The organism is Pseudomonas sp. P4_B4 (assembly GCF_056402255.1).
Window position 1 is genome coordinate 46,781 of the sequence record NZ_JBFUHS010000006.1, and the last position, 19,860, is coordinate 66,640.

General features: G+C 59.6%; 20 protein-coding genes. 9 read left to right on the forward strand and 11 right to left on the reverse strand.

Annotated elements, in window-relative coordinates; translation table 11 throughout:
* Positions 1 to 4: 4 nt before the first annotated feature.
* Positions 5 to 778 carry an enoyl-CoA hydratase gene (locus tag AC1DVE_RS08990; RefSeq protein ID WP_057714717.1) on the forward strand — a complete coding sequence of 258 codons (774 nt, stop codon included), beginning with the start codon at positions 5 to 7 and terminating at the stop codon, positions 776 to 778.
* 92 nt (positions 779 to 870) lie between these two features.
* Here AC1DVE_RS08990 and AC1DVE_RS08995 read toward each other — a convergent pair whose 3' ends face one another.
* From AC1DVE_RS08995 to AC1DVE_RS09005, 3 genes are all read right to left on the reverse strand, one after another.
* Entirely contained in the window at positions 871 to 2,022 is a 1,152-nt protein-coding gene (locus AC1DVE_RS08995; protein WP_007970104.1) for an acyl-CoA dehydrogenase family protein, read from the reverse strand.
* A 3-nt stretch (positions 2,023 to 2,025) separates the two neighbouring features.
* Positions 2,026 to 3,132, reverse strand: coding sequence for an enoyl-CoA hydratase/isomerase family protein (locus AC1DVE_RS09000; RefSeq protein ID WP_223457066.1), 1,107 nt, complete (start codon positions 3,130 to 3,132; stop codon positions 2,026 to 2,028).
* 163 nt (positions 3,133 to 3,295) lie between these two features.
* Positions 3,296 to 4,189, reverse strand: coding sequence for a LysR family transcriptional regulator (locus AC1DVE_RS09005; protein WP_223457068.1), 894 nt, complete (start codon positions 4,187 to 4,189; stop codon positions 3,296 to 3,298).
* Positions 4,190 to 4,290: 101 nt separating this feature from the next.
* Here AC1DVE_RS09005 and AC1DVE_RS09010 point away from each other — a divergent pair, with 101 nt between their 5' ends.
* Both AC1DVE_RS09010 and speB read left to right on the forward strand, forming a co-directional pair.
* Positions 4,291 to 5,382 carry a polyamine ABC transporter substrate-binding protein gene (locus tag AC1DVE_RS09010; protein WP_223533431.1) on the forward strand — a complete coding sequence of 364 codons (1,092 nt, stop codon included), beginning with the start codon at positions 4,291 to 4,293 and terminating at the stop codon, positions 5,380 to 5,382.
* A gap of 21 nt (positions 5,383 to 5,403) precedes the next feature.
* Complete coding sequence (speB, locus tag AC1DVE_RS09015; RefSeq protein WP_223457071.1) at positions 5,404 to 6,363, forward strand: agmatinase; 960 nt, start codon at positions 5,404 to 5,406, stop codon at positions 6,361 to 6,363.
* Between the two features lie 116 nt (positions 6,364 to 6,479).
* Here speB and AC1DVE_RS09020 read toward each other — a convergent pair whose 3' ends face one another.
* The 3 genes from AC1DVE_RS09020 to AC1DVE_RS09030 form a co-directional block, all read right to left on the reverse strand.
* Positions 6,480 to 6,677 carry a hypothetical protein gene (locus AC1DVE_RS09020; RefSeq protein ID WP_223457073.1) on the reverse strand — a complete coding sequence of 66 codons (198 nt, stop codon included), beginning with the start codon at positions 6,675 to 6,677 and terminating at the stop codon, positions 6,480 to 6,482.
* Between the two features lie 127 nt (positions 6,678 to 6,804).
* A complete protein-coding gene (locus tag AC1DVE_RS09025) occupies positions 6,805 to 7,344 on the reverse strand; it encodes a dihydrofolate reductase family protein (protein WP_223457075.1) in 540 nt (179 codons plus the stop codon).
* A 939-nt stretch (positions 7,345 to 8,283) separates the two neighbouring features.
* Complete coding sequence (locus AC1DVE_RS09030) at positions 8,284 to 9,336, reverse strand: aldo/keto reductase (RefSeq protein ID WP_223457077.1); 1,053 nt, start codon at positions 9,334 to 9,336, stop codon at positions 8,284 to 8,286.
* A 158-nt stretch (positions 9,337 to 9,494) separates the two neighbouring features.
* Here AC1DVE_RS09030 and zapE point away from each other — a divergent pair, with 158 nt between their 5' ends.
* From zapE to AC1DVE_RS09045, 3 genes are all read left to right on the forward strand, one after another.
* On the forward strand, positions 9,495 to 10,613 hold the full coding sequence (gene zapE, locus AC1DVE_RS09035; RefSeq protein ID WP_223457079.1) for a cell division protein ZapE: 1,119 nt from the start codon (positions 9,495 to 9,497) through the stop codon (positions 10,611 to 10,613).
* Positions 10,614 to 10,639: 26 nt separating this feature from the next.
* Entirely contained in the window at positions 10,640 to 11,221 is a 582-nt protein-coding gene (locus AC1DVE_RS09040; protein WP_223457081.1) for a DinB family protein, read from the forward strand.
* Positions 11,222 to 11,338: 117 nt separating this feature from the next.
* Positions 11,339 to 11,830 (forward strand): GNAT family N-acetyltransferase, encoded by a 492-nt coding sequence (locus AC1DVE_RS09045; protein ID WP_150723745.1) that lies wholly within the window; start codon positions 11,339 to 11,341, stop codon positions 11,828 to 11,830.
* Between the two features lie 69 nt (positions 11,831 to 11,899).
* Here AC1DVE_RS09045 and AC1DVE_RS09050 read toward each other — a convergent pair whose 3' ends face one another.
* Both AC1DVE_RS09050 and AC1DVE_RS09055 read right to left on the reverse strand, forming a co-directional pair.
* Positions 11,900 to 12,109, reverse strand: coding sequence for a hypothetical protein (locus AC1DVE_RS09050; protein ID WP_223457083.1), 210 nt, complete (start codon positions 12,107 to 12,109; stop codon positions 11,900 to 11,902).
* Between the two features lie 206 nt (positions 12,110 to 12,315).
* Positions 12,316 to 12,498, reverse strand: a complete 183-nt coding sequence (locus AC1DVE_RS09055) for a DUF6026 family protein (RefSeq protein WP_108228275.1) — start codon at positions 12,496 to 12,498, stop codon at positions 12,316 to 12,318.
* A 272-nt stretch (positions 12,499 to 12,770) separates the two neighbouring features.
* Here AC1DVE_RS09055 and gnd point away from each other — a divergent pair, with 272 nt between their 5' ends.
* The 3 genes from gnd to AC1DVE_RS09070 are packed head-to-tail and all read left to right on the forward strand — an operon-like array spanning position 12,771 to position 16,089.
* Entirely contained in the window at positions 12,771 to 13,751 is a 981-nt protein-coding gene (gnd, locus tag AC1DVE_RS09060; protein WP_223457085.1) for a phosphogluconate dehydrogenase (NAD(+)-dependent, decarboxylating), read from the forward strand.
* Positions 13,748 to 15,271, forward strand: a complete 1,524-nt coding sequence (gene zwf / locus AC1DVE_RS09065; protein WP_223457087.1) for a glucose-6-phosphate dehydrogenase — start codon at positions 13,748 to 13,750, stop codon at positions 15,269 to 15,271. The genes gnd and zwf overlap by 4 nt, the downstream gene beginning before the upstream one ends.
* A complete protein-coding gene (locus tag AC1DVE_RS09070; RefSeq protein ID WP_223457089.1) occupies positions 15,268 to 16,089 on the forward strand; it encodes an HAD family hydrolase in 822 nt (273 codons plus the stop codon). Before zwf ends, AC1DVE_RS09070 begins: the two co-directional genes overlap by 4 nt.
* Positions 16,090 to 16,160: 71 nt before the next feature.
* On the opposite strand, the gene nhaB is transcribed toward AC1DVE_RS09070, so the two are convergent.
* The 3 genes from nhaB to AC1DVE_RS09085 all read right to left on the reverse strand — a co-directional run bounded on the left by nhaB (position 16,161) and on the right by AC1DVE_RS09085 (position 19,583).
* Complete coding sequence (gene nhaB / locus AC1DVE_RS09075; protein WP_223534826.1) at positions 16,161 to 17,663, reverse strand: sodium/proton antiporter NhaB; 1,503 nt, start codon at positions 17,661 to 17,663, stop codon at positions 16,161 to 16,163.
* Positions 17,664 to 17,741: 78 nt separating this feature from the next.
* Entirely contained in the window at positions 17,742 to 19,031 is a 1,290-nt protein-coding gene (locus tag AC1DVE_RS09080) for an NHL repeat-containing protein (protein WP_223457092.1), read from the reverse strand.
* Between the two features lie 285 nt (positions 19,032 to 19,316).
* Positions 19,317 to 19,583 (reverse strand): hypothetical protein, encoded by a 267-nt coding sequence (locus AC1DVE_RS09085; RefSeq protein WP_007970062.1) that lies wholly within the window; start codon positions 19,581 to 19,583, stop codon positions 19,317 to 19,319.
* Between the last annotated feature and the right edge of the window lie 277 nt (positions 19,584 to 19,860).

Genomic DNA, 19,860 nt, shown 5'->3' on the forward strand with positions numbered 1-19,860 from the left:
CCCTGTGAGCTATGAAACGATTTTGCTGGAAACCCACGGCCGCGTTGGCCTGATCACTCTCAACCGTCCACAAGCGTTGAACGCGTTGAATGCGCAGATCGTCAGCGAACTGAATCAGGCCCTCGATGGCTTCGAGGCGGACTCGAACATCGGCTGCATCGTCCTGACAGGTTCGAAAAAAGCCTTCGCCGCCGGTGCCGACATCAAGGAAATGGCCGAGCTGACCTATCCGCAGATCTACATCGACGACCTGTTCAGCGACAGCGATCGCGTGGCCAACCGCCGCAAGCCGATCATCGCGGCGGTCAATGGTTTCGCTTTGGGCGGTGGCTGCGAACTGGCGCTGATGTGCGACTTCATCCTGGCCGGTGACAACGCCAGATTCGGCCAGCCGGAAATCAACCTCGGCGTGTTGCCGGGCATGGGCGGCACCCAGCGCCTGACCCGCGCCGTGGGCAAGGCAAAGGCCATGGAAATGTGCCTGAGCGGTCGTCTGATCGATGCCGTGGAAGCGGAGCGTTGCGGCATCGTGGCGCGTATCGTGCCGAGCGATGAGCTGCTGGACGAAGCGCTGAAAGTCGCGGCGCTGATCGCCAAGAAGTCGTTGCCGATTGCGATGATGGTCAAGGAAAGCGTCAACCGTGCCTTTGAAGTGAGCCTGGCCGAAGGTGTGCGCTTTGAGCGCCGGGTGTTCCATGCGGCATTTGCGACGCAGGATCAGAAGGAAGGGATGGCGGCGTTTATTGCCAAGCGCGAGGCTGAATTCCAAGGTAAGTAATGCGGCGTCTTCGCTGACCTCATCGCGAGCAGGCTCGCTCCCACATTGGATCTCCGCGTGGGAGCGAGCAGGCTCGCGATGCTTTCAGGGCTTCAAACCAGGTAGTTCTTCAGTTCGCGTGCAATCACCATCCGCTGAATCTCGCTCGACCCTTCGTAGATCTGTGTGATCCGGGCATCCCGGTAGTACTTCTCCACCGGATAGTCTTCCAGGTAGCCATAGCCGCCATGAATCTGAATGGCGGACGAGCAGACCTTTTCCGCCATTTCCGAAGCAAACAGCTTGGCTTGTGACGCCTCCGACAGACAGGGTTTGCCGGCCGTGCGCAGGCGTGCGGCGTGCAGGATCATCAACCGAGCGGCGTTCAATTGCATGTGCATGTCGGCCAGCAAATTGGCGATGCTCTGGTGCTCATTGATCGTTTTGCCGAACTGCACACGATCACGGGAATAGGCCAGCGCCGCTTCAAACGCAGCGCGGGCGATGCCCAGCGCCTGAGCGGCGATACCGATTCGCCCGCCTTCGAGGTTGGACAGGGCAATGGCAAGACCCTTGCCGCGCTCACCTAACAGATTGGCTTCGGGAATGGTGCAGTTGTTCAGGGTCACAGCGCAGGTGTCGGAGGCACGGATGCCCATCTTGTGTTCGGTGCGGTCGACGATAAAACCGGCAGTGTCGGTCGGCACCAGGAACGCCGAGATGCCACGTTTGCCCAGGTCCGGATCGGTTACGGCAAACACAATCGCCAGCTTGGCGCGCTTGCCATTGCTGACGAACTGCTTGGCGCCGTTGATCACCCACTGGCCGTCACGCAGTTCTGCACGGGTGCGCAGGTTGTGCGCCTCGGAACCGGCCTGGGGCTCGGTCAGGCAGAAGCAGCCGATGACCTTGCCGCTGGCCAGGTCCGCCAGCCAGGTCTGTTTCTGTTCTTCGCTGCCGTAGTTGAGCACCGGCCCGCAGCCCACGGAGTTGTGGATGCTCATGAAGGCGCCGGTAGCACCGTCGCCGGCGGAAATCTCTTCTACCGCCAGGGCGTAGGCGACGTAGTCGACATAGGTGCCACCCCATTCCTCGGGGACCACCATGCCCAGCAGGCCCAGTTCGCCCATCTTCGCCACCAGACCGTCATCGATCCAGCCGGCCTTTTCCCAGGCCTGGGCATGGGGCGCGATTTCGCCGCGGGCAAAATCCCGGGCCATGTCGCGGATCATGACTTGCTCTTCGCTCAATTCGATATCGTGCATGGCTCAGTTCTCGCTCTGGTCAAACTCGCTGAAGAAGCTCGCCACGTGTTCGGCGTCCAGCGCCTCGAGGGTGGGCGGGTTCCAGCGCGGTGTCTTGTCTTTGTCGATCAGCAAGGCGCGCACGCCTTCGATCAGGTCGCCGCGTTCGAACCACTGGCGGTCCAGATGCAGCTCAAGGGCGAAACATTGTTCCAGCGGCAGCTCGCGTCCGCGACGGAGCATTTCCAGGGTCACGGCCATGGCCAGCGGCGAGCGGGTTTCCAGCAGGTTGGCGGTGGTGACCGCCCACTCATGGCTGTCGGCGACCGTTACCTGACGCAGTTGCTTCACAATACTCGGCACATCGGGTTGGGCGAAGAACTGGTCGATGGCCGGGCGCAAGGTCGCCAGTGGCGCATCAGGCAGTTGCTGCACGGCGAGTGTTGCCAGCAGGCCTTGTAGGTCCTTGAGTGGCGTGTCGTGCCATTCGAGCTGGTCGAGTTTTTCGTCCAGGGCGCCCAGCTTGACGCTTTCGAGGTACCAGTCGGCCAGACCGCAATACAGCGCATCGGCGGCGCGAATCTGTACGCCGCTGACGCCGAGGTAAATCCCCAGTTCCCCGGGGATGCGCGGCAGGAAGTAACTGCCGCCGACGTCCGGGAAGTAGCCGATGCCGACTTCCGGCATGGCCAGGCGGCTTTTCTCGGTGACCACGCGCAGGTCTGCGCCTTGCACCAGACCCATGCCGCCGCCGAGGACAAAACCGTCCATCAGGGCCAGCACCGGTTTGCGGTAGTGGTGGATCGCGAGGTCGAGGGCGTATTCCTCGACGAAGAAATCTTCGTGCAGGGTGTCGCCGCTTTTGAAGCTGTCATGCAGCGAGCGAATGTCGCCGCCGGCACAGAAGGCTTTTTCCCCGGCACCACGCAAGACCACGGCATGGACTTGCGGATCCTGGGCCCAGGCGTCGAGCTGGCGGTGCAGGTTGCGCACCATGTCCAGGGTGAGGGCATTGAGGCCGGCGGGGCGGTTGAGGGTCAGATGACCAATGTGGTTGCGCACTTCGGCCAGCACTTCGTTTTGCATGGCATCCATGAACTGCGCCCCCTTCGATGAAACCTGAGCAGTCATCACTAACTCCCTGCTTTTATTGTCTTTATCGAGATGCTCGCGCGCGAGCGATGACGGATCGTATCAGTGCAAATTTGCCTTGTACAACCCGGATAAGTGCAGGTTATCTGTGCATTTTTGCATGGTGAGGACCGGCACTGTTTCAGCGTAGACCACGGTCTGTTCAGGCAAACGCCGCGAGCAGATCCTCTTCGAATGCCTTCTGCGCCTCGCCGGCCACCTGCGCCCGGTGCCGGGCCAGATGAAACGCGACATCGAAACTCATGTCGCCTCGGCTCACGGCCCTGAGCAAACCCTTGTCTTCCCAGCCACGGGCGAAGTGGCTGGGCAAATAGCCGACATGCTTGCCGGAAAGAATGAAGGCGAGGGTGCCTTCGACCTGTTCCGAACGCGCCGAACACCGCTTGCCCTGGAAGGGTTCGTCACTGCGCAGGAAACGGTAGGGGTGATCGACCCGGTCGCTGGCCTGCAGATCCTGATCGCTCGGGTCCGGGTTGCTGAACAGCGGATGGCCGGGGGCGCAATACAGATGCTGGGTTTCAATGAACAATTGGCGGTAGTCAAAGGCGCTTTGCACTTGCGAGAAATAGCCGATGGCCAGGTCCAGGCGCTGTTGCAGCAGCAGGCGCTCCATTTCACCGGGCATGGCGCTGATCAGTTCGATGCGCACTGACTCGTCCCGTTCACGAAAACGCCGGATCGCTTCGGCCACCCGTTGTAGCACCGATTGATCCAGGGCTTCGGACAGACCCAGGCGCACTTCGCCGATCAAGCGTCCGGCCACGCCGTTGGATTGATGACGGAAGGCTTCGATGGACTGGAACAATCCACGGGTGGCGCTGAGGAGTTGTTCGCCCTTGGGCGTGATCCGGAACCCTCCCTTGCCGCGACTGCACAAGCGGTAGCCGAGACGGGTTTCCAGTTTGGCCATTTGCTGGCTGATGCTCGACTGGCTCAACCCCAACTCGCCCTGGGCGGCGCTGAAGCCGCCGCACTCCACCACGCTGACAAACAGACGCAACAATTGCAGATCCAGATCATGCAGTTGGCCGAGCATCAAACATTACTCCGTCATAAAGTCAGGTTAATTAACTTGATATTTCACCAATGTATCCGACGACGCATCCTGCAACCACTTCCTCTGGTCAGGTGTTCGTCATGGCTCCCATGTTCAAGCTGTGTTTACCCGCGCTGTTCCTTGCCATGGCCGCATCGGCCCAGGCCGAAGACAAGGTGGTCAATCTGTACAGCTGGGCCGATTACGTCGCCCCTGAAACCCTGCAACGGTTCGAGCAGGAGACGGGGATTCATGTGCGCTACGACACCTTCGATGCGCCGGAGGTACTCGAAACCAAGCTGCTCACCGGTGGCAGTGGGTACGATGTGGTCGTCCCGTCGTCCAGTGTCCTGGCTCGCGGCCTGGCGGCAGGCGCGCTCAAGGCCATCCCCCATGAGGGGCTGAAGGGCTACGCCAATCTTGATCCCGACCTGTTGGAAAAGATGGCTGCGGTCGATCCCGGTAATCGCTATGGCGTGCCCTATACCTGGGGCACCCTGGGGCTCGGGATGAATGTCGAGGCGGTGCGCGAACGCTTGCCGAATGTGCCGCTCAACAGCCTGGACCTGCTGTTCAAGCCGGAATATGCCAGCAAGCTGAAGGACTGTGGCATCGCGGTCATTGATTCACCGCAGGAGGTGATCGGCCTGGCATTGCATTATCTGGGCAAGGATCCGTACAGCACCGATAAGCACGATCTCGATGCGGCCCAAGTGTTATTGCATCAATTGCAGCCTTCGGTGCTTTACGTCGCCAGTGGGCGGCAGATCAACGATCTGGCCAATGGCAGCCTCTGCCTTGCACTGACTTACAACGGTGACGCCAGCATGGCTGCTGATCAGGCGCGCAAGGCTAACAAACCCTATGAAATCGCCTACCGGATTCCCAAGGAAGGCACCATCGTGTGGCAGGACAACCTGGCGATTCCCAAGGACGCGCCACACCCCGAGGCTGCCCGCCAGTTCATCGAGTTCATGTTGCGCCCCGAGTCCGTTGCGGCGCTGACCAACACGCTGTTTTTTGCCACCGCCAACCAGGCTGCCACGCCGCTGGTGGATGAAGCGGTGCGCACCGATCCGGATATCTACCCACCCGCCGATGTACGTGAGCGGCTTTACGCCGACCGCAGCATGAGCCTCAAGGACATGCGCCAGCGCACCCGCTTGTGGACCACTTTCCGTAGCCGCCAATAACTAGAAATGAAGGAGCCTCAAATGGACGTCCCTGTGCAGAACGATCAAGCCATTACCCGTGACAGCCTTTACGGCACGGCCGCTGAAAGCACCTACGGCGGCATCACCAGCTTCATGCGTCGACGCTACAGCCGCGACTTGCGCGGGGTCGACGTGGCGGTCAGTGGTGTGCCGTTCGATACGGCGACCAGCAATCGTCCCGGGGCGCGCTTCGGGCCACGGGGCATTCGTGCGGCCTCAACCGGCATTGCCTGGGAGCGGCACTGGCCATGGACCTTCGACCCGTTCGACCATCTGGCGGTGATTGATTACGGCGATTGCGACTTTGATTTCGGCTCGCCGCAGTCGACGCCCGAAATGATTGAGGCCCACGCCGAGCACATCCTCAACGCCGGCACGGCGATGCTGACCTTTGGCGGCGACCATTTCATCACCTATCCGCTGCTCAAGGCTCATGCCCGCAAGCACGGGGCGCTGTCGCTGATCCACTTCGACGCCCACAGCGACACCTGGCCGGACGAAGAGGGCAAGCGCATCGACCATGGCACCATGTTCTGGCACGCGGCCAGGGAAGGGCTGGTGGACCCGTCGCGCTCGGTACAAATCGGCTTGCGCACCACCAATGACGATCATCAGGGCTTTCAGGTGCTGGACGCGCGGCAGGTGCATCGCCGTGGCTGCGAGGCGATTGTCGAGGCGATTCGTGCTCGGGTCGGCGACAACCCGGTGTACCTGACCTTCGACATCGACTGCCTCGATCCGGCGTTCGCTCCGGGCACCGGAACACCGGTGTGCGGCGGCTTGAGCACGGTGCAGGCGCTGGAGATTCTCGGCGGTCTGCGCGGGATCAATCTGGTGGGCATGGACGTGGTGGAAGTGGCTCCGGCCTATGACAGCGCGGAGATCACGTCACTGGCGGCGGCGACGCTGGCGATGGAGATGCTGTGTCTGTATGCGGCCAAACACAAGGTCGATAAGTAAAACGCAAACCCCCTGTGGGAGCGGGCTTGCTCGCGAAAGCGGTGTGTCAGTTGGTGCAGCGGTAGACTGACACTCCCCATTCGCGAGCAGGCTCGCTCCCACAGTCGTGATGGGTGTCAGGCCACTGGAACGAATGGCAGGTCAAGGATCTGGCCACCACTGAACCGCGCGAACGAACCGGAAATGGATTCGTGCGGCTGGCGTGGTGACGCGGTGGGGTGGGGGGCGGTGGCGATGACGCCCAGGCTATTGCGTACATTCAGATATCTGATATCGCGAGCATCGGCGGCTGCCAGGGCGGCGGTTTTCACCATCCCTGTTCCATGAACACTCGCCAGAGCGACAACGGCCAGCAAACATATACTCAATACCAAACGCTTCACTGGTTTCTTCCTTGGGGTCCGACGCTGCGAGTTTCGATACCCGATCGTCTTGTGGGCGTTAATCCGCTTTCACGTCCAGGACGCATTCCATGGCACCGCTCTGCAGCGTACGCTGTTTTCTGGGAACGACTTCAAGCGCGCGGTCAACGGGCAGTACGGGAACGCCGGAGCCCAGAAAGATCGGAATGGTGGTGATGAACAGCTGCTGCAATTCCCCGGCGTCGGCAAAACAAGCTGCCGTTTTGCCGCCACCGACCAGCCAGACATTCTTGCCCTTCGCCGCTTGCCTGGCCCTGGCCGCGATGGCCCCGGCATCACCGCGTACGAAGGTGATATCCAGATTGGCGGGGACTGACCGATTCCGGTTGCTCATGACAAAGGCGGGTACATCCTGGTAGGGCCAGTCATCGGGAGCGTTCGACATGATCCAGTCATAGGTCTGCGACCCCATGACCACCGCTCCGACCGTCTGATAAAAATCATCATAGGCCGTTGCATCATCCCCCAGCGCAAAGTTCTCCAGCCAATCGAGTTTGTGTTGTTGAGTGGCAATATAACCATCCAGGGTGGCAGCTACGTAATAGACCAGCGTCGACATGTGTTTTCCTTGTAATCATGCAGGTGGGAAATGACCCGTAAATAAAGAGCCCCTCTGGAAAGTGGCGAGGGGCGATGGTGATCATTTATTTCGGGTAGGCGAAGATAATGCCGTTTTCACTTGGTAGGCGCTTTATCTGGTTGCGCCGTATACCATCTACTTGGTAATGGGGTAAGCGTTTTTGCTTGTCGTGCTGATGCGGGGAAGCAGCGGAGCTTTATATCTAATGCAGCTTGTGAAGTGTCCTTGATTACAAGGTGCGGTTGAATTTTTAACTTTGAATTTTAGGCGTCGTGCGGCTGTTGCAGTTGGATTTATGATTGACTATTTAGATTGCAAATCAAATGATAAGGAAGTAACAAAATATTGCGAGGGTCCAAAAAATTGGGGTAGGAAGCCAACTTTTATGAATGATCTGTAGGAATGTTCTGAAGAAGCCCAGCATCCAACAAAATAAGTTCTGGAAATACGGGGGCTCCAGACAGATATTGTGCAAAAGAGTGGGTTTATTTAGAGTTTCCCTAAGTCACGCCAGACTATATAAAGGTAGCTAAAATGGGAGGTTTATTTTTGAGTCAGGAGACTAGTTAGGGGGCGGATATTGTTTGCCTGATGGTGGCTGCTTATTTTATTTTTATTTTAATTGTATGGGATGGGTTTCGCTACTAAGTTCCGTAATGGATAACTATTGATATATGGATGCTAAATAATGCCTAGTGTTTTTTCTGACGGAAAAGGGAATGGAAATCCAGGTTTTGTGCATGCGTTCAGTCGTATTGCGCCGACTTATGTAGAGAAGTACGGTACCAAACTAAGCCAGGCCCATGATGGATGCTGCGAATATTGAGCCTGCTCGCGATGGCGGTCTTGCATTCAACATCTCTGTTGGCTGACAGGGCCTCATCGCGAGCAGGCTCGCTCCTACAGTTTTAATGGGTGTCAGGCCACCGGAACGATCGGCAGATCCAGGATCTGACCACCGCTGAACCGTGCGAACGAACCGGAAATGGATTCGTGCGGCACGCCTTTGGCCACGTCACTGACGCCGTCCAGTCGTGCCAGTTGCTCGGTGCTCAACTGCACATTCAGCGCGCCCAACGTGGCGTCCAGTTGCTCCCGGGTCCGGGAACCGAGGATCGGAATCAGTGCCGTGGTCGAGCGCCTGGCCTTTTCCCGCAGCCAGGCAATGGCCACGTGAGTCGGGCTGGCGTCCAGTTCTGCGGCGACATCGATCAGGGTGTCGAGCAGGGCGGTTTCCCGGGCGCTTTTTTCGGCGTGAATCAGCACGCCGAGCTTGTTCGCGCGGTTGTCGCCTTCACTGTTGCGATACTTACCGGTGAGGAAGCCGCCGCCCAGCGGCGACCACAAGGTTACGGCCAGGCCCAGGGCTTCGGCCATCGGCAGTTGTTCACGCTCGGCGGTGCGTTCGGCGAGGCTGTACTCGACCTGGATCGCGGCAATCGGTGCAAAACCACGTACCTCGGCCAGCAGGTCGGCGCGGGCGATGCGCCACGCAGGGAAGTTCGACAGCCCGGCGTAATGAATCTTGCCGGCACTGACCAGATCGTCGAACCCGCGCAAGATCTCTTCCATGGGCGTGACGCCGTCGCTCATGTGGGCCCAGAACAGGTCGATATGCTCGGTCTTCAGCCGTTTGAGGCTTTCTTCGACGGCGCGCACCATGTTCTTGCGGCTGTTGCCAGTGTGGGAAATGCTGGCCGCCGGTGTAGTCCCAAGGGTGTATTTGGTGGCGATGACCAGGCGATCCCGTTCTGCGGCAATGAATTCGCTGAGCATGGCCTCGGACTGTCCGCCCTGATAACCATTGGCGGTATCGATGAAGTTGCCGCCGGCTTCCAGGTAGCCATCAAAAATGCGCCTGGCTTCGTCACGCTCGGCGCCATGGCCCCAACCGGTACCGAAATTACCGGCGCCCAGCGCCAGTTCGGAAACCCGCAAGCCGGTTTTACGACCGAAAACTTTGTAATGCATGGGATGACTCCAGAGGGGTGGCGACAGGACTAATAAATTACATACGACATGTATTAAATATGATGCGAGTAATTTAAGGCGTCAAGGCGCTTTTCCTTCCTGCATAAAACTGCCGATCACTGGTCACGTTATTCATGCGCAATGGCATACTGCCGCCCATGACTATCGATTCCCCCTTAAGCGCCTGGCAGCATGCCATCGAACAAAAGGGCTTCGTCCAGGACGAGGCCCAGGAACATGCCGTGTGGGCCCTGCAAAAATGCCACGAAGCGCTGCACGAAGGCCGATCCCCGATTTCCGGCGTGTACCTGTGGGGTCCGGTGGGGCGGGGCAAGACCTGGTTGATGGACCAGTTCTACCAAAGCCTGCGAGTACCAGCGCGGCGCCAGCACTTTCACCACTTCATGGGCTGGGTGCACCAGCGCTCGTTTCAACTGACCGGTACCGCCGATCCGCTCAAGGCGTTGGCCCGTGAACTGGCCGAAGAAGTGCGCGTTCTGTGTTTTGATGAGTTGTTCGTCAACGACATCGGCGACGCGATCATTCTCGGGCGCCTGTTCCAGGTGATGTTCGAACAGGGCGTAGTGGTGGTCTGCACGTCCAATCTGCCGCCGGACCAGTTGTACGCCGACGGCTTCAATCGCGACCGCTTCATGCCCGCCATCGCGGCGATCAAGCAGCACATGCAGGTGATTGCGGTGGATGGCGGGGAAGATCATCGCCTTCATCCGGGGGCCGGTTCGCAACGTTATTGGGTGGCCGAGTCCGGCAGGCCCGGCGCGCTGGATGAAGTGTTCCAGGTACTAAGCGTCGGCCAGTCAGTATCGAGCGAGCCGATCCAGGTCGGCTACCGTTCCCTTGAGGTGATCAAGGCCGGCCCGACTGTGCTCTGGACCCGTTACGCCGCGCTGTGCGAGCAACCCTTCTCGGCTATGGATTTCATCGCCCTGTGTGATACCTACGGCGCTATTCTGTTGAGTGACGTGCCCAACCTCAGCGCACAGAAACGCGCCGGGCGCATTGCCCGCGGCACCGAGGACGGTGTCGAACGGGTGGAAGCGGGGGATCGCGAGTTGCCGCAGTTGTCGGTGCATGACGACGGTGTGCGACGGTTCATTGCCCTGGTCGACGAGTGCTACGACCGCAAAGTGCCGCTGTACCTTGAGGCGCAGGTGCCGATGGCATCGCTTTACACCGAGGGTTATCTGGAATTCCCGTTCCGCCGCACCCTCAGTCGATTGCAGGAAATGCAACTGCAGCGGTTTGCCGAAGTTTGATCGGGATTTGATCGGGAGCAGCGAACATGAATCAGCCCCTGTCACACCATTTGCTGACCATGGCCTATCAGAACGCCTGGGCCAATCACCGACTGGCCAAGGCCTGGCATCAGTTGAGTCCGCAGGAACTGAGCGCACCCCGGGTCAGCTTCTTCCCGACGATCCGCGCCACGCTCAACCACATCCTCACCTGTGACTGGTTTTATGTGGACGCCCTGGAGCGCGAACTGCGCGGCGACGATCCGCATCCCGATTGCCGGGTGTTTTTCAAGGAGGACGAGCCCTGCCTCATGGCGACGGACCTGGTTGGCGAACAGGCCCACGTCGACCGCCGGCTGATCGCCTACTGCGAGCAGATGCGCGATGCCGACCTCGGCAAAATCGTGACCATCGCCCGCGACACCCCGCAACACGACAGTCGCTTGCGCCTGCTGTCCCATTTGTTTGAACACCAGATCCATCACCGCGGCCAGGTTCACGCCATGCTCAGCGGCACCTCGATCAAGCCACCGCAACTCGACGAGTTTTTCTGCGTCGGTGAATCGCATTTGCGGGCCAAGGATTTTGCCGAGCTGGGATGGACGGAGGCATTGATCTGGGGCGCTTGAGCGCCAAAGATTTGCACGGTTGCGATTGTCGGTAACACGGTGCTCGCGCTATGGTCAGCGGGCACTTCAGCGTGAAGTACATGCTGGGGGCTACTTCATGTGTGATCGAGGATGGAAATGGACTCCGCAGAAATTCTTGTGCTTCAGGCCAGTTACACCAATCCGGTGCATGCCGAGGCTATTTGTCTGGTGTTGAACCACTACGCCGAGGACCCGATGGGGGGCGGCCAGCCGTTGCCAGCCAATGTACTGGCGCAACTCCCGGCAGAGCTCGCCCGGCGCCCCCACGCTTTCAGTGTGCTGGCCTTTGTCGGTGGCGAGCCGGCCGGGCTGGTCAATTGCTTCGAGGGGTTCTCGACCTTTGCCTGCCGGCCGCTGGTCAATGTGCACGATGTGTCGGTGGTGAAAAAATTTCGCGGCTTGGGCCTGAGCCAGAAGATGCTGCAAAAGGTCGAGGACATCGCCCGTCAACGTGGCTGCTGCAAGCTCACCCTGGAAGTGCTGGAAGGCAATGCCGTGGCGCAGGGTTCGTATGAAAAAGCCGGTTTCGCCGCCGGCATGTTCGACCCGGCCCATGGGCGGATGCTGTTCTGGACCAAGAGCCTCTGACTCAACAGGCAAAAAAAGGGCGTCCATCAAGACGCCCGGCAGTCTTCTGCGACCCTAGGGGGCCATGGATCATTTCGGTCTGTAGGTTTCAGTCATTTGTGCGGTTTGATCGTCCGGAACCCGCAGCTCAGTGCTTTGGATGGGGTGGCCCAAGGCTTGTTGCTGGGCCAGTCGCAGGCTTTCGTAGTAATAGCGCATGCGTTCGGCTCCACCTTCGGCAAAAGCGCTGGTTGAGCCCAAAGCCATCAGGCCGGCGAGAATCAATGCGGTGCGTTTCATGGTTTGCCTCCCACTACAGATGTCGGATGCCTTTCGTCCATGAATCAATGAAGCAGTGTCGAAATGGCATTATCCGCCGAATCCGTTAATTGGGAATTAACTTCACCAACGGCCTTCGTGGCTAGCGCGGGACGGGAAGCCTGCTCGGAGAAGTTCGCGAGCCGGCGCGGAAGCAGTGCAGACTGCTCCCGCTTGAAAGGAGGGGGTCAGGCGAGTGGGGCGCGTTGCGTCACAGCCAGGGGCTGCGTCTGACCGGCTTGCAGCAGCAGCCGCAATTGCGCCAGCTCCTGTTTCAATTGATCGCGTTCGTCCTTCAACTGGCGCAATTCATCGCGACGGATTGTGACGTAAAGGGTTTGTGCTGGCAGTGCGGTATGTACTGTGCCCATTGCTCACCTCGCAAATGGCGTGTCTCAACTGTAGAACCGCCTCGAAATCAACGGCTGATCTACTATCGGCGCCAATTTTGATTTCTTTTGCCCCCGAAGGGAACTTTTTTATTTTTCATGGTCGTTGTGTCTTCGGTTTGATTCCCGACGTTATCCATCAGGATCGGGCACAATGCCCGGAAACTTCACGCCAACGCTCTGGACTAACCTCATGAGTCGCGTTGGGCTATAACCTTTGACACACTTTTATTTGTAGTAGGGAGCATCAGCACATGCAACTCGGGATTATTGGACTGGGCCGCATGGGCGGCAATATTGCGCGGCGCCTGATGCTCAACGGGCACACCACCGTTGTTTATGACCGCAATACCGCCTTTGTCGAAGCCCTGGCCACAGAAGGCTCCACGGGCGTCACCGATCTGCCAGCGCTGGTCGCTGGCCTGGCCAGGCCGCGTGCGGTCTGGGTCATGCTGCCGGCAGGCGCGCCGACCGAAGAAACCATCGACACCCTGAGCACCTTGCTCGAAGCCGGCGACACCATCATCGACGGCGGCAACACCTTCTATAAGGACGATATCCGCCGGGCGAAGACCCTGTCGGAAAAAGGCCTGCATTACATCGACGTCGGTACGTCCGGCGGCGTCTGGGGCCTGGATCGCGGTTACTGCATGATGATCGGCGGCGATGCCGAGACCGTTAAACGCCTCGACCCGCTGTTCGCAACCCTGGCCCCGGGCCTGGGCGACATCCCGCGCACCAAGGACCGCAAGTCCGATGACGAGCGTGCCGAACACGGCTACATTCACGCCGGTCCCGCCGGCGCCGGGCATTTCGTGAAGATGATCCACAACGGCATCGAATACGGAATGATGCAGGCCTTCGCCGAGGGCTTCGACATCCTCAAGACCAAAAACAGCGAGAGCCTGCCGCAAGACCAGCGTTTCGACCTGAACGTCGCCGACATCGCCGAAGTCTGGCGTCGTGGCAGCGTGGTGTCCTCGTGGTTGCTGGACCTGACTGCCGACGCCCTGGCCAGCGATCCGAAGCTTGACGGTTTCTCCGGGTCCGTGGCCGACAGCGGTGAAGGACAATGGACCATCGAAGCCGCGATGGAGCAAGCGGTGCCGGTGCCGGTGCTGTCGAACTCGCTGTTCTCTCGCTACCGCTCGCGTGGGCAAGGGACCTTTGGCGACAAGGTTCTCTCGGCCCAGCGCTTCGGCTTCGGCGGCCATGTGGAGACCTCGAAAAAATGACCCACGCGATCCGCAGAAAATCCAAGGCTGAACCCGCGCCGCCAACCACGCTGTTCCTGTTCGGCGCCCACGGCGATCTGGTCAAGCGCCTGCTGATGCCGGCGCTGTACAACCTGAGCCGTGACGGTTTACTCGGGAATGGACTGCGGATCATCGGCGTTGACCACAACGCCATCAGCGATGAAGGCTTCGCGAAAAAGCTCGAAGACTTCATCCGCAACGAGGTGGCCACCAGGACCGGCAAGGGCGATCAAGCCCTTGACCCGGCGCTGTGGGCCAAGCTCGCCAAAGGCATCAGCTACGTCCAGGGCGATTTCCTGGACGACAGCACTTATCAAGCGCTGGCGGCAAAAATTGCCGACAGTGGTACCGGCAACGCGGTGTTCTACCTGGCCACCGCGCCGCGTTTCTTCAGTGAAGTGGTGCGCCGCCTCGGCTCGGCCGGCTTGCTGGAAGAAACCCCCGAGGCATTCAGAAGGGTAGTGATCGAAAAACCCTTCGGCTCCGACCTGCATACGGCGGAAGCCTTGAACGCGTGCCTGCTCAAGGTGATGACGGAAAAGCAGATCTACCGGATCGACCATTACCTGGGCAAGGAGACCGTGCAGAACATCCTGGTCAGCCGGTTCTCCAACAGCCTGTTCGAAGCGTTCTGGAACAATCACTACATCGACCACGTGCAGATCACCGCCGCCGAAACCGTCGGCGTGGAAACCCGTGGCAGTTTCTATGAGCACACCGGTGCGCTGCGGGACATGGTGCCCAATCACCTGTTCCAGTTGCTGGCGATGGTGGCGATGGAGCCACCCGCGGCGTTTGGCGCCGATGCGGTGCGCGGCGAGAAAGCCAAGGTCGTTGGCGCGATCCGTCCCTGGACGGTCGAGGAGGCCCGCGCCAACTCGGTACGCGGCCAATACGCCGTGGGTGAGATCGACGGCAAGGCACTGCCGGGCTATCGCCAGGAAAACAACGTCGCCCCCGACAGCAATACCGAAACCTATGTGGCCCTCAAGGTCATGATCGATAACTGGCGTTGGGTCGGCGTGCCGTTCTACCTGCGTACCGGCAAGCGCATGAGCGTGCGTGACACCGAGATCGTGATTTGCTTCAAGCCGGCGCCCTATGCGCAGTTCCGCGATACAGAGGTCGATGAGTTGCAGCCGACCTATTTGCGCATTCAGATCCAGCCGAACGAAGGCATGTGGTTCGACCTGCTGGCCAAGCGTCCTGGTCAGGCCTTGAAAATGGACAACATCGAGCTGGGGTTCGCCTACAAGGACTTCTTCGAGATGCAGCCGTCTACCGGCTACGAGACCCTGATCTACGATTGCCTGACGGGCGACCAGACGCTGTTCCAGCGCGCCGACAACATCGAGAACGGCTGGCGCGCCGTGCAACCGTTCCTGGATGCCTGGCAGCAGGATTCCAGCGTGCAGAGCTATGCCGCCGGGGAAAACGGCCCCAAGGCCGGCGAAGAATTGCTCACCCGTGACGGTCGCGTCTGGCACCGCCTCGGATGAAGGAAACCTCGCAACGCCCCATCCGTTTTCTGCTCAGTGACATGGACGGCACCTTGCTGCTGCCCGATCACAGCCTGAGCCAGCGCACCATCGAAGCGGTCCGCTCGTTGCGCGAGGCAGGTGTATTGTTCAGCCTGGCCACCGGCCGACCACCCAAAGCCATGTTGCAAGTCATTGAAGCGTTGGGCGTCGACCTGCCGACGGCGGCGTTCAATGGCGGGACGCTGGTCAATCCGGACGGCAGTTTGCTCGTCGCGCACTATTTGCCGGCGACTACCGCGTTAACCACATTGACGCTGCTTTGCGACCTGCCTGATGTTGAGGTGTGGGTGTTCAGTGGCGGCGACTGGCTGGTCAAGGATGCGAACGGCCAGATGGTGCCTCGCGAACAGCACGGCCTGGGCTATCCGCCGGTGGTGGTCGACAGTTTCGAGCCGTATCTGGAACGTATCGACAAGATTGTCGCCGCGAGCAACAACACCCAATTGTTGATCGAACTTGAAGCGCGACTGTTATTGCAGGTAGTAGGCCAGGCACAGGTATCGCGCTCGCAACCGGTGTACCTGGATGTGACCGCCATGCAAGCCAACAAGGGCGAGGCATTGGTGGCGCTGGCCAGACATCTCGGCGTGCCGCTGGAACAGACGGCGGCGATCGGGGATGGCGGCAATGACCCGGCGATGTTTCAGGTTGCCGGGTTGTCGATCGCCATGGGGCAGGCGGAGGAGGCGGTAAGGCGTCAGGCCGATGTGGTCACCGGGGCCAATACCGAGGACGGTGCGGCGCAGGCGATCGAACAATACATCCTCCCTCGATAACTACGCCCCCCTGTGGGAGCGAGCCTTTGTGGCGAGGGGGCAAGCCCCCTCGCCACAAAGGCTCGGCGGTGTCAGAGCCAGTAACTCACCGCATACCACCCGAGCAAGCCCATCACCACGGTGTACGGCAATGCCATCCAGACCATCCGCCCGTAAGACAGGCGCACCAGCGGTGCGATCGCCGAGGTCAGCAGGAACAGAAACGCCGCCTGACCGTTGGGCGTCGCCACGCTCGGCAGGTTGGTGCCGGTATTGATCGCAATGGCCAGCGTTTCGAAATGCTCGCGGGTCATCTCGCCCGCCATGAAGGCGCGCTTCACTTCGGTGATGTAGATGGTCGCCACGAACACGTTGTCGCTGATGGCGGATAACAGGCCGTTGGCAATGAACAGCATGCCCGGTTGTTGGTCTGCCGGAAGCGTCAGCACCCAGTGGATCAGCGGGGCGAACAGTTGCTGATCGTGGATCACCGCGACCACGGCGAAAAACACCACCAGCAATGAGGTGAACGGCATGGCGTCCTTGAACGCGGTGCCGAGACGGTGTTCGTCGGTGATGCCGGTAAAGGCGGTGATCAACACGATCACCATCAAGCCGATCAAGCCCACTTCGGCGATGTGCAACGCCAGCCCGGCAATCAGAATCAATGCGGCAAAGCCTTGCACCAGAAGCGCTGCACGTTGGCGCGTGGTGCGCTCGGCATTGTCTTCGGCGGCGTAGTTGGCCAGCACCGCACGGACGTTATCCGGCAGCAGCGTGCCGTATCCGAACCAGCGCAGCTTTTCCAGCAGGACGCAGGTTACCAGCCCGGCAACCAGTACCGGCAGGGATACCGGCGCAATCCGGGTAAAGAACTCGGCGAAGTGCCAGCCCATTTCATGGCCAATCAGCAGGTTCTGCGGTTCGCCGACTAGCGTACAGACACCGCCCAGTGCAGTGCCCACGGCACCGTGCATCAGCAGGCTGCGCAGAAAGGCGCGGAACTGTTCGAGATCGCCGTGGTGCAGGGTGGGCAGATGTTTGTCGTCGCTGAACTCGCTGTCCTGACGTGGATCGTTACCCGAGGCAACGCGGTGATACACCGAGTAAAAGCCTACGGCGGCACTGATGATCACGGCAGTCACGGTCAAGGCATCGAGGAACGCCGACAGAAAGGCCGACAAAAAGCAGAACATCAGGGCCAGCAGGGCCTTGGAGCGGACCCCGAGCAGCAGGCGCGAGAACAGGTACAGCAACAGGTCCTTCATGAAATAGATACCGGCCACCATGAACATCAGCAGCAGGATCACCGGGAAGTTGTGCAGCAACTCGTCGTACAGCGCCTGGGGTGTGGTCATCTTCAGCAGCAGGGCTTCAATCAATAGCAGGCCGCCGGGCATCAGCGGATAGCACTTGAGCGCCATGGCCAGGGTGAAGATGAACTCCAGCACCAACAGCCAGCCGGCAGCCACCGGGCCTGCGGTCAACAGCACCAGGGCATTGAGGATGAGAAAGCCGACGATGCAGGCCTTGTACCAACGGGGCGAGTGCCCGAGAAAGTTGTGCGCGAACGCCTGGGCCATTGAACCGGACATCGGCTGCTCCTTGTCTTGAGAAGCGCGCAACTTGCCGTAAGCGCGCCAGAAGATCAAGCGTAGGAAAAGTGCCGGTGTTTATCCCTGGAAGCGAGCGATGACCGCCTTGTAGTTACCTTGCAGCGAATAGCCTCCCACGATGATGTTTCCATCGGCTTGCGCGGCGACACAGGTGGCGGTATCCAGGCTGGGGCCGAGGCGGGTACGTGTATAGCCGCTGCCTTTGCCAAAACGGCGATCGGGAAGGCCGTTGGGCAGGTATCGCCCGAGAATGAAGTCTGCTTCGACGCCGCCGATGGTGGCGCCCGCCGTCAGCACAGCGCCATCGGGCTGTAACTGCGCGGCGGTCCACTGGCATCCGCTGTAACCGATTTCCCGCCGCTGCGGGTGCCCTCCGTTGCAATGAGTGTCGGGTCGGCCGTTGCTGTGCATTTTAAATGCCAGGCAGTGCATTGGCTCGCGACTGCAGCCAAAACACAGGACGCCGCCTTCGTTTTGCTGGACCACCTGGCTGACCCGGGCGCCATGCCCTTGCGTCTTGAAGGTCATGAATCCATCCACGGCAAAACGGTCGTCGAGGCGCCCGTCCGGGTGATAGCGTGCCAGCAAGCCTTCGTCGGGAAAGTTGATCGATCCACCGACCAGAATTCGGCCATCACGTTGTACCGTCAGGCTGCTGAGCCAGGTATTCATCAGCAGGTGCCTGACCATCACGAAGCCGCGGCCATTGAACGAGTAGTCCAGCGAGCCTTCGACATCCAGTCGTATCAACATACCGACGTGATCGGCCAGTTCGAAGTGATGGTTGGCCAGGATCAGGATCCGGCCGTCTTGTTGTACGTCGATGTCGCAGGCTTCAGCGCCTGGCACACCGGGAGGGAGCCATTTATCGCGCATGCCCAGGGACAGACCGCCAGGCAATCGCACGACACGGCGGCCATTATTGCCAAAGCTTCGAACCAGGCGACCGTCTTGATCCAGCAATGCCAGGGCCGGGAGCGTGCGGTGCGCGTTTTCGTATTGCAGGCCGGCCAACAGGATATTGCCGTCGGGCAGGATCAGGACCTTGGCGCCCATGGCTTCGAACCCCGGCTCGAATTGCCCGATGACGCTTCCTTGTTTGCCGAACGCGAGGTCTGCGCAACCATCCTTCAGCAAGCGGGCCAGGCCAAAGCGGCTGCCATCGGCCATGGCGACTTTTGCGGCTACCAGCAAGCGACCTTGCGCATCGATCGCAACGCCATTGGCCAGGCTGAAAAGGCTGTCGGCGAAATAGACCTGGGTTTTGCCGTTGGCGGCAAACGTCGTATCGAGGGCCCCGGCGTTGTTCCGGGTGGCGGGGTAGGCAAAAGCGGACTGGATAGACATTCGCCGCATCTCCTTGCGAGTCGTCTTGATCCAGAAGTTTGGGTGGCGACTTGTAAGGACAATATTCAATCCCTGAATGAAAGGATGCGCAACGGTAAGAACTAACAGACGGAGGGTCGTTGTGTGCCACAACAGTGTCTTTTCGAACCAATGGCGAGCCTGCAAAGTATCAGGCGTATGCAAAGTTCCAATTAAACAGTGTCAACGAGTGCGCGCGGCCAGAAAAAACCTCGAGCTGAAGACAGGAGGAGGGCGCGGATTACTCCGGAGTAATCCGCAAAACGATCAGTGCGGCATCGACCACGACTGCAGTGTGTAACCTTCCTCGCTCAATTCGGCGCGGGCCTGTTCCAGCAGCAGTTCGAGTTGTGCGGGATCGGAATAAGCGCTGCTTGGGATCTGTTTGCGGCCAATGCTGGTGCTGGTGCGGTCGATAACGGTCAGGCTGAGTTCGCCATTACCGTCTTGTGGAGCCCAGGCCACGCATTTGAATGGTTTGAATGCGCGGTCGGCAATCAGAAGTGCTTCGTTGATACGCAGCGGGGCGTTCATAGGGTCTTCTCTCTGTATGCCCAATCAAGTGATGTGCCGCCGGTTGGGCTTACCGTTCGGCTGGTTACTTGTACTGATGCCCGCAACCGGGGTTTGGGTCACACACAATCAAAAGAAATTTCAAGTTTATTTCACAGGCTCAAGAATGAGCCTGTCATTGAAAGCTGAATGAAAGGAAAGAGTCGTTAGGTAACTAACATAATCGCAACTTATAACTGGTTGCATTGCATCCCTATAGTCAAACGGTACAAGCCCCTGTCAAATTCTTGCTAATGTT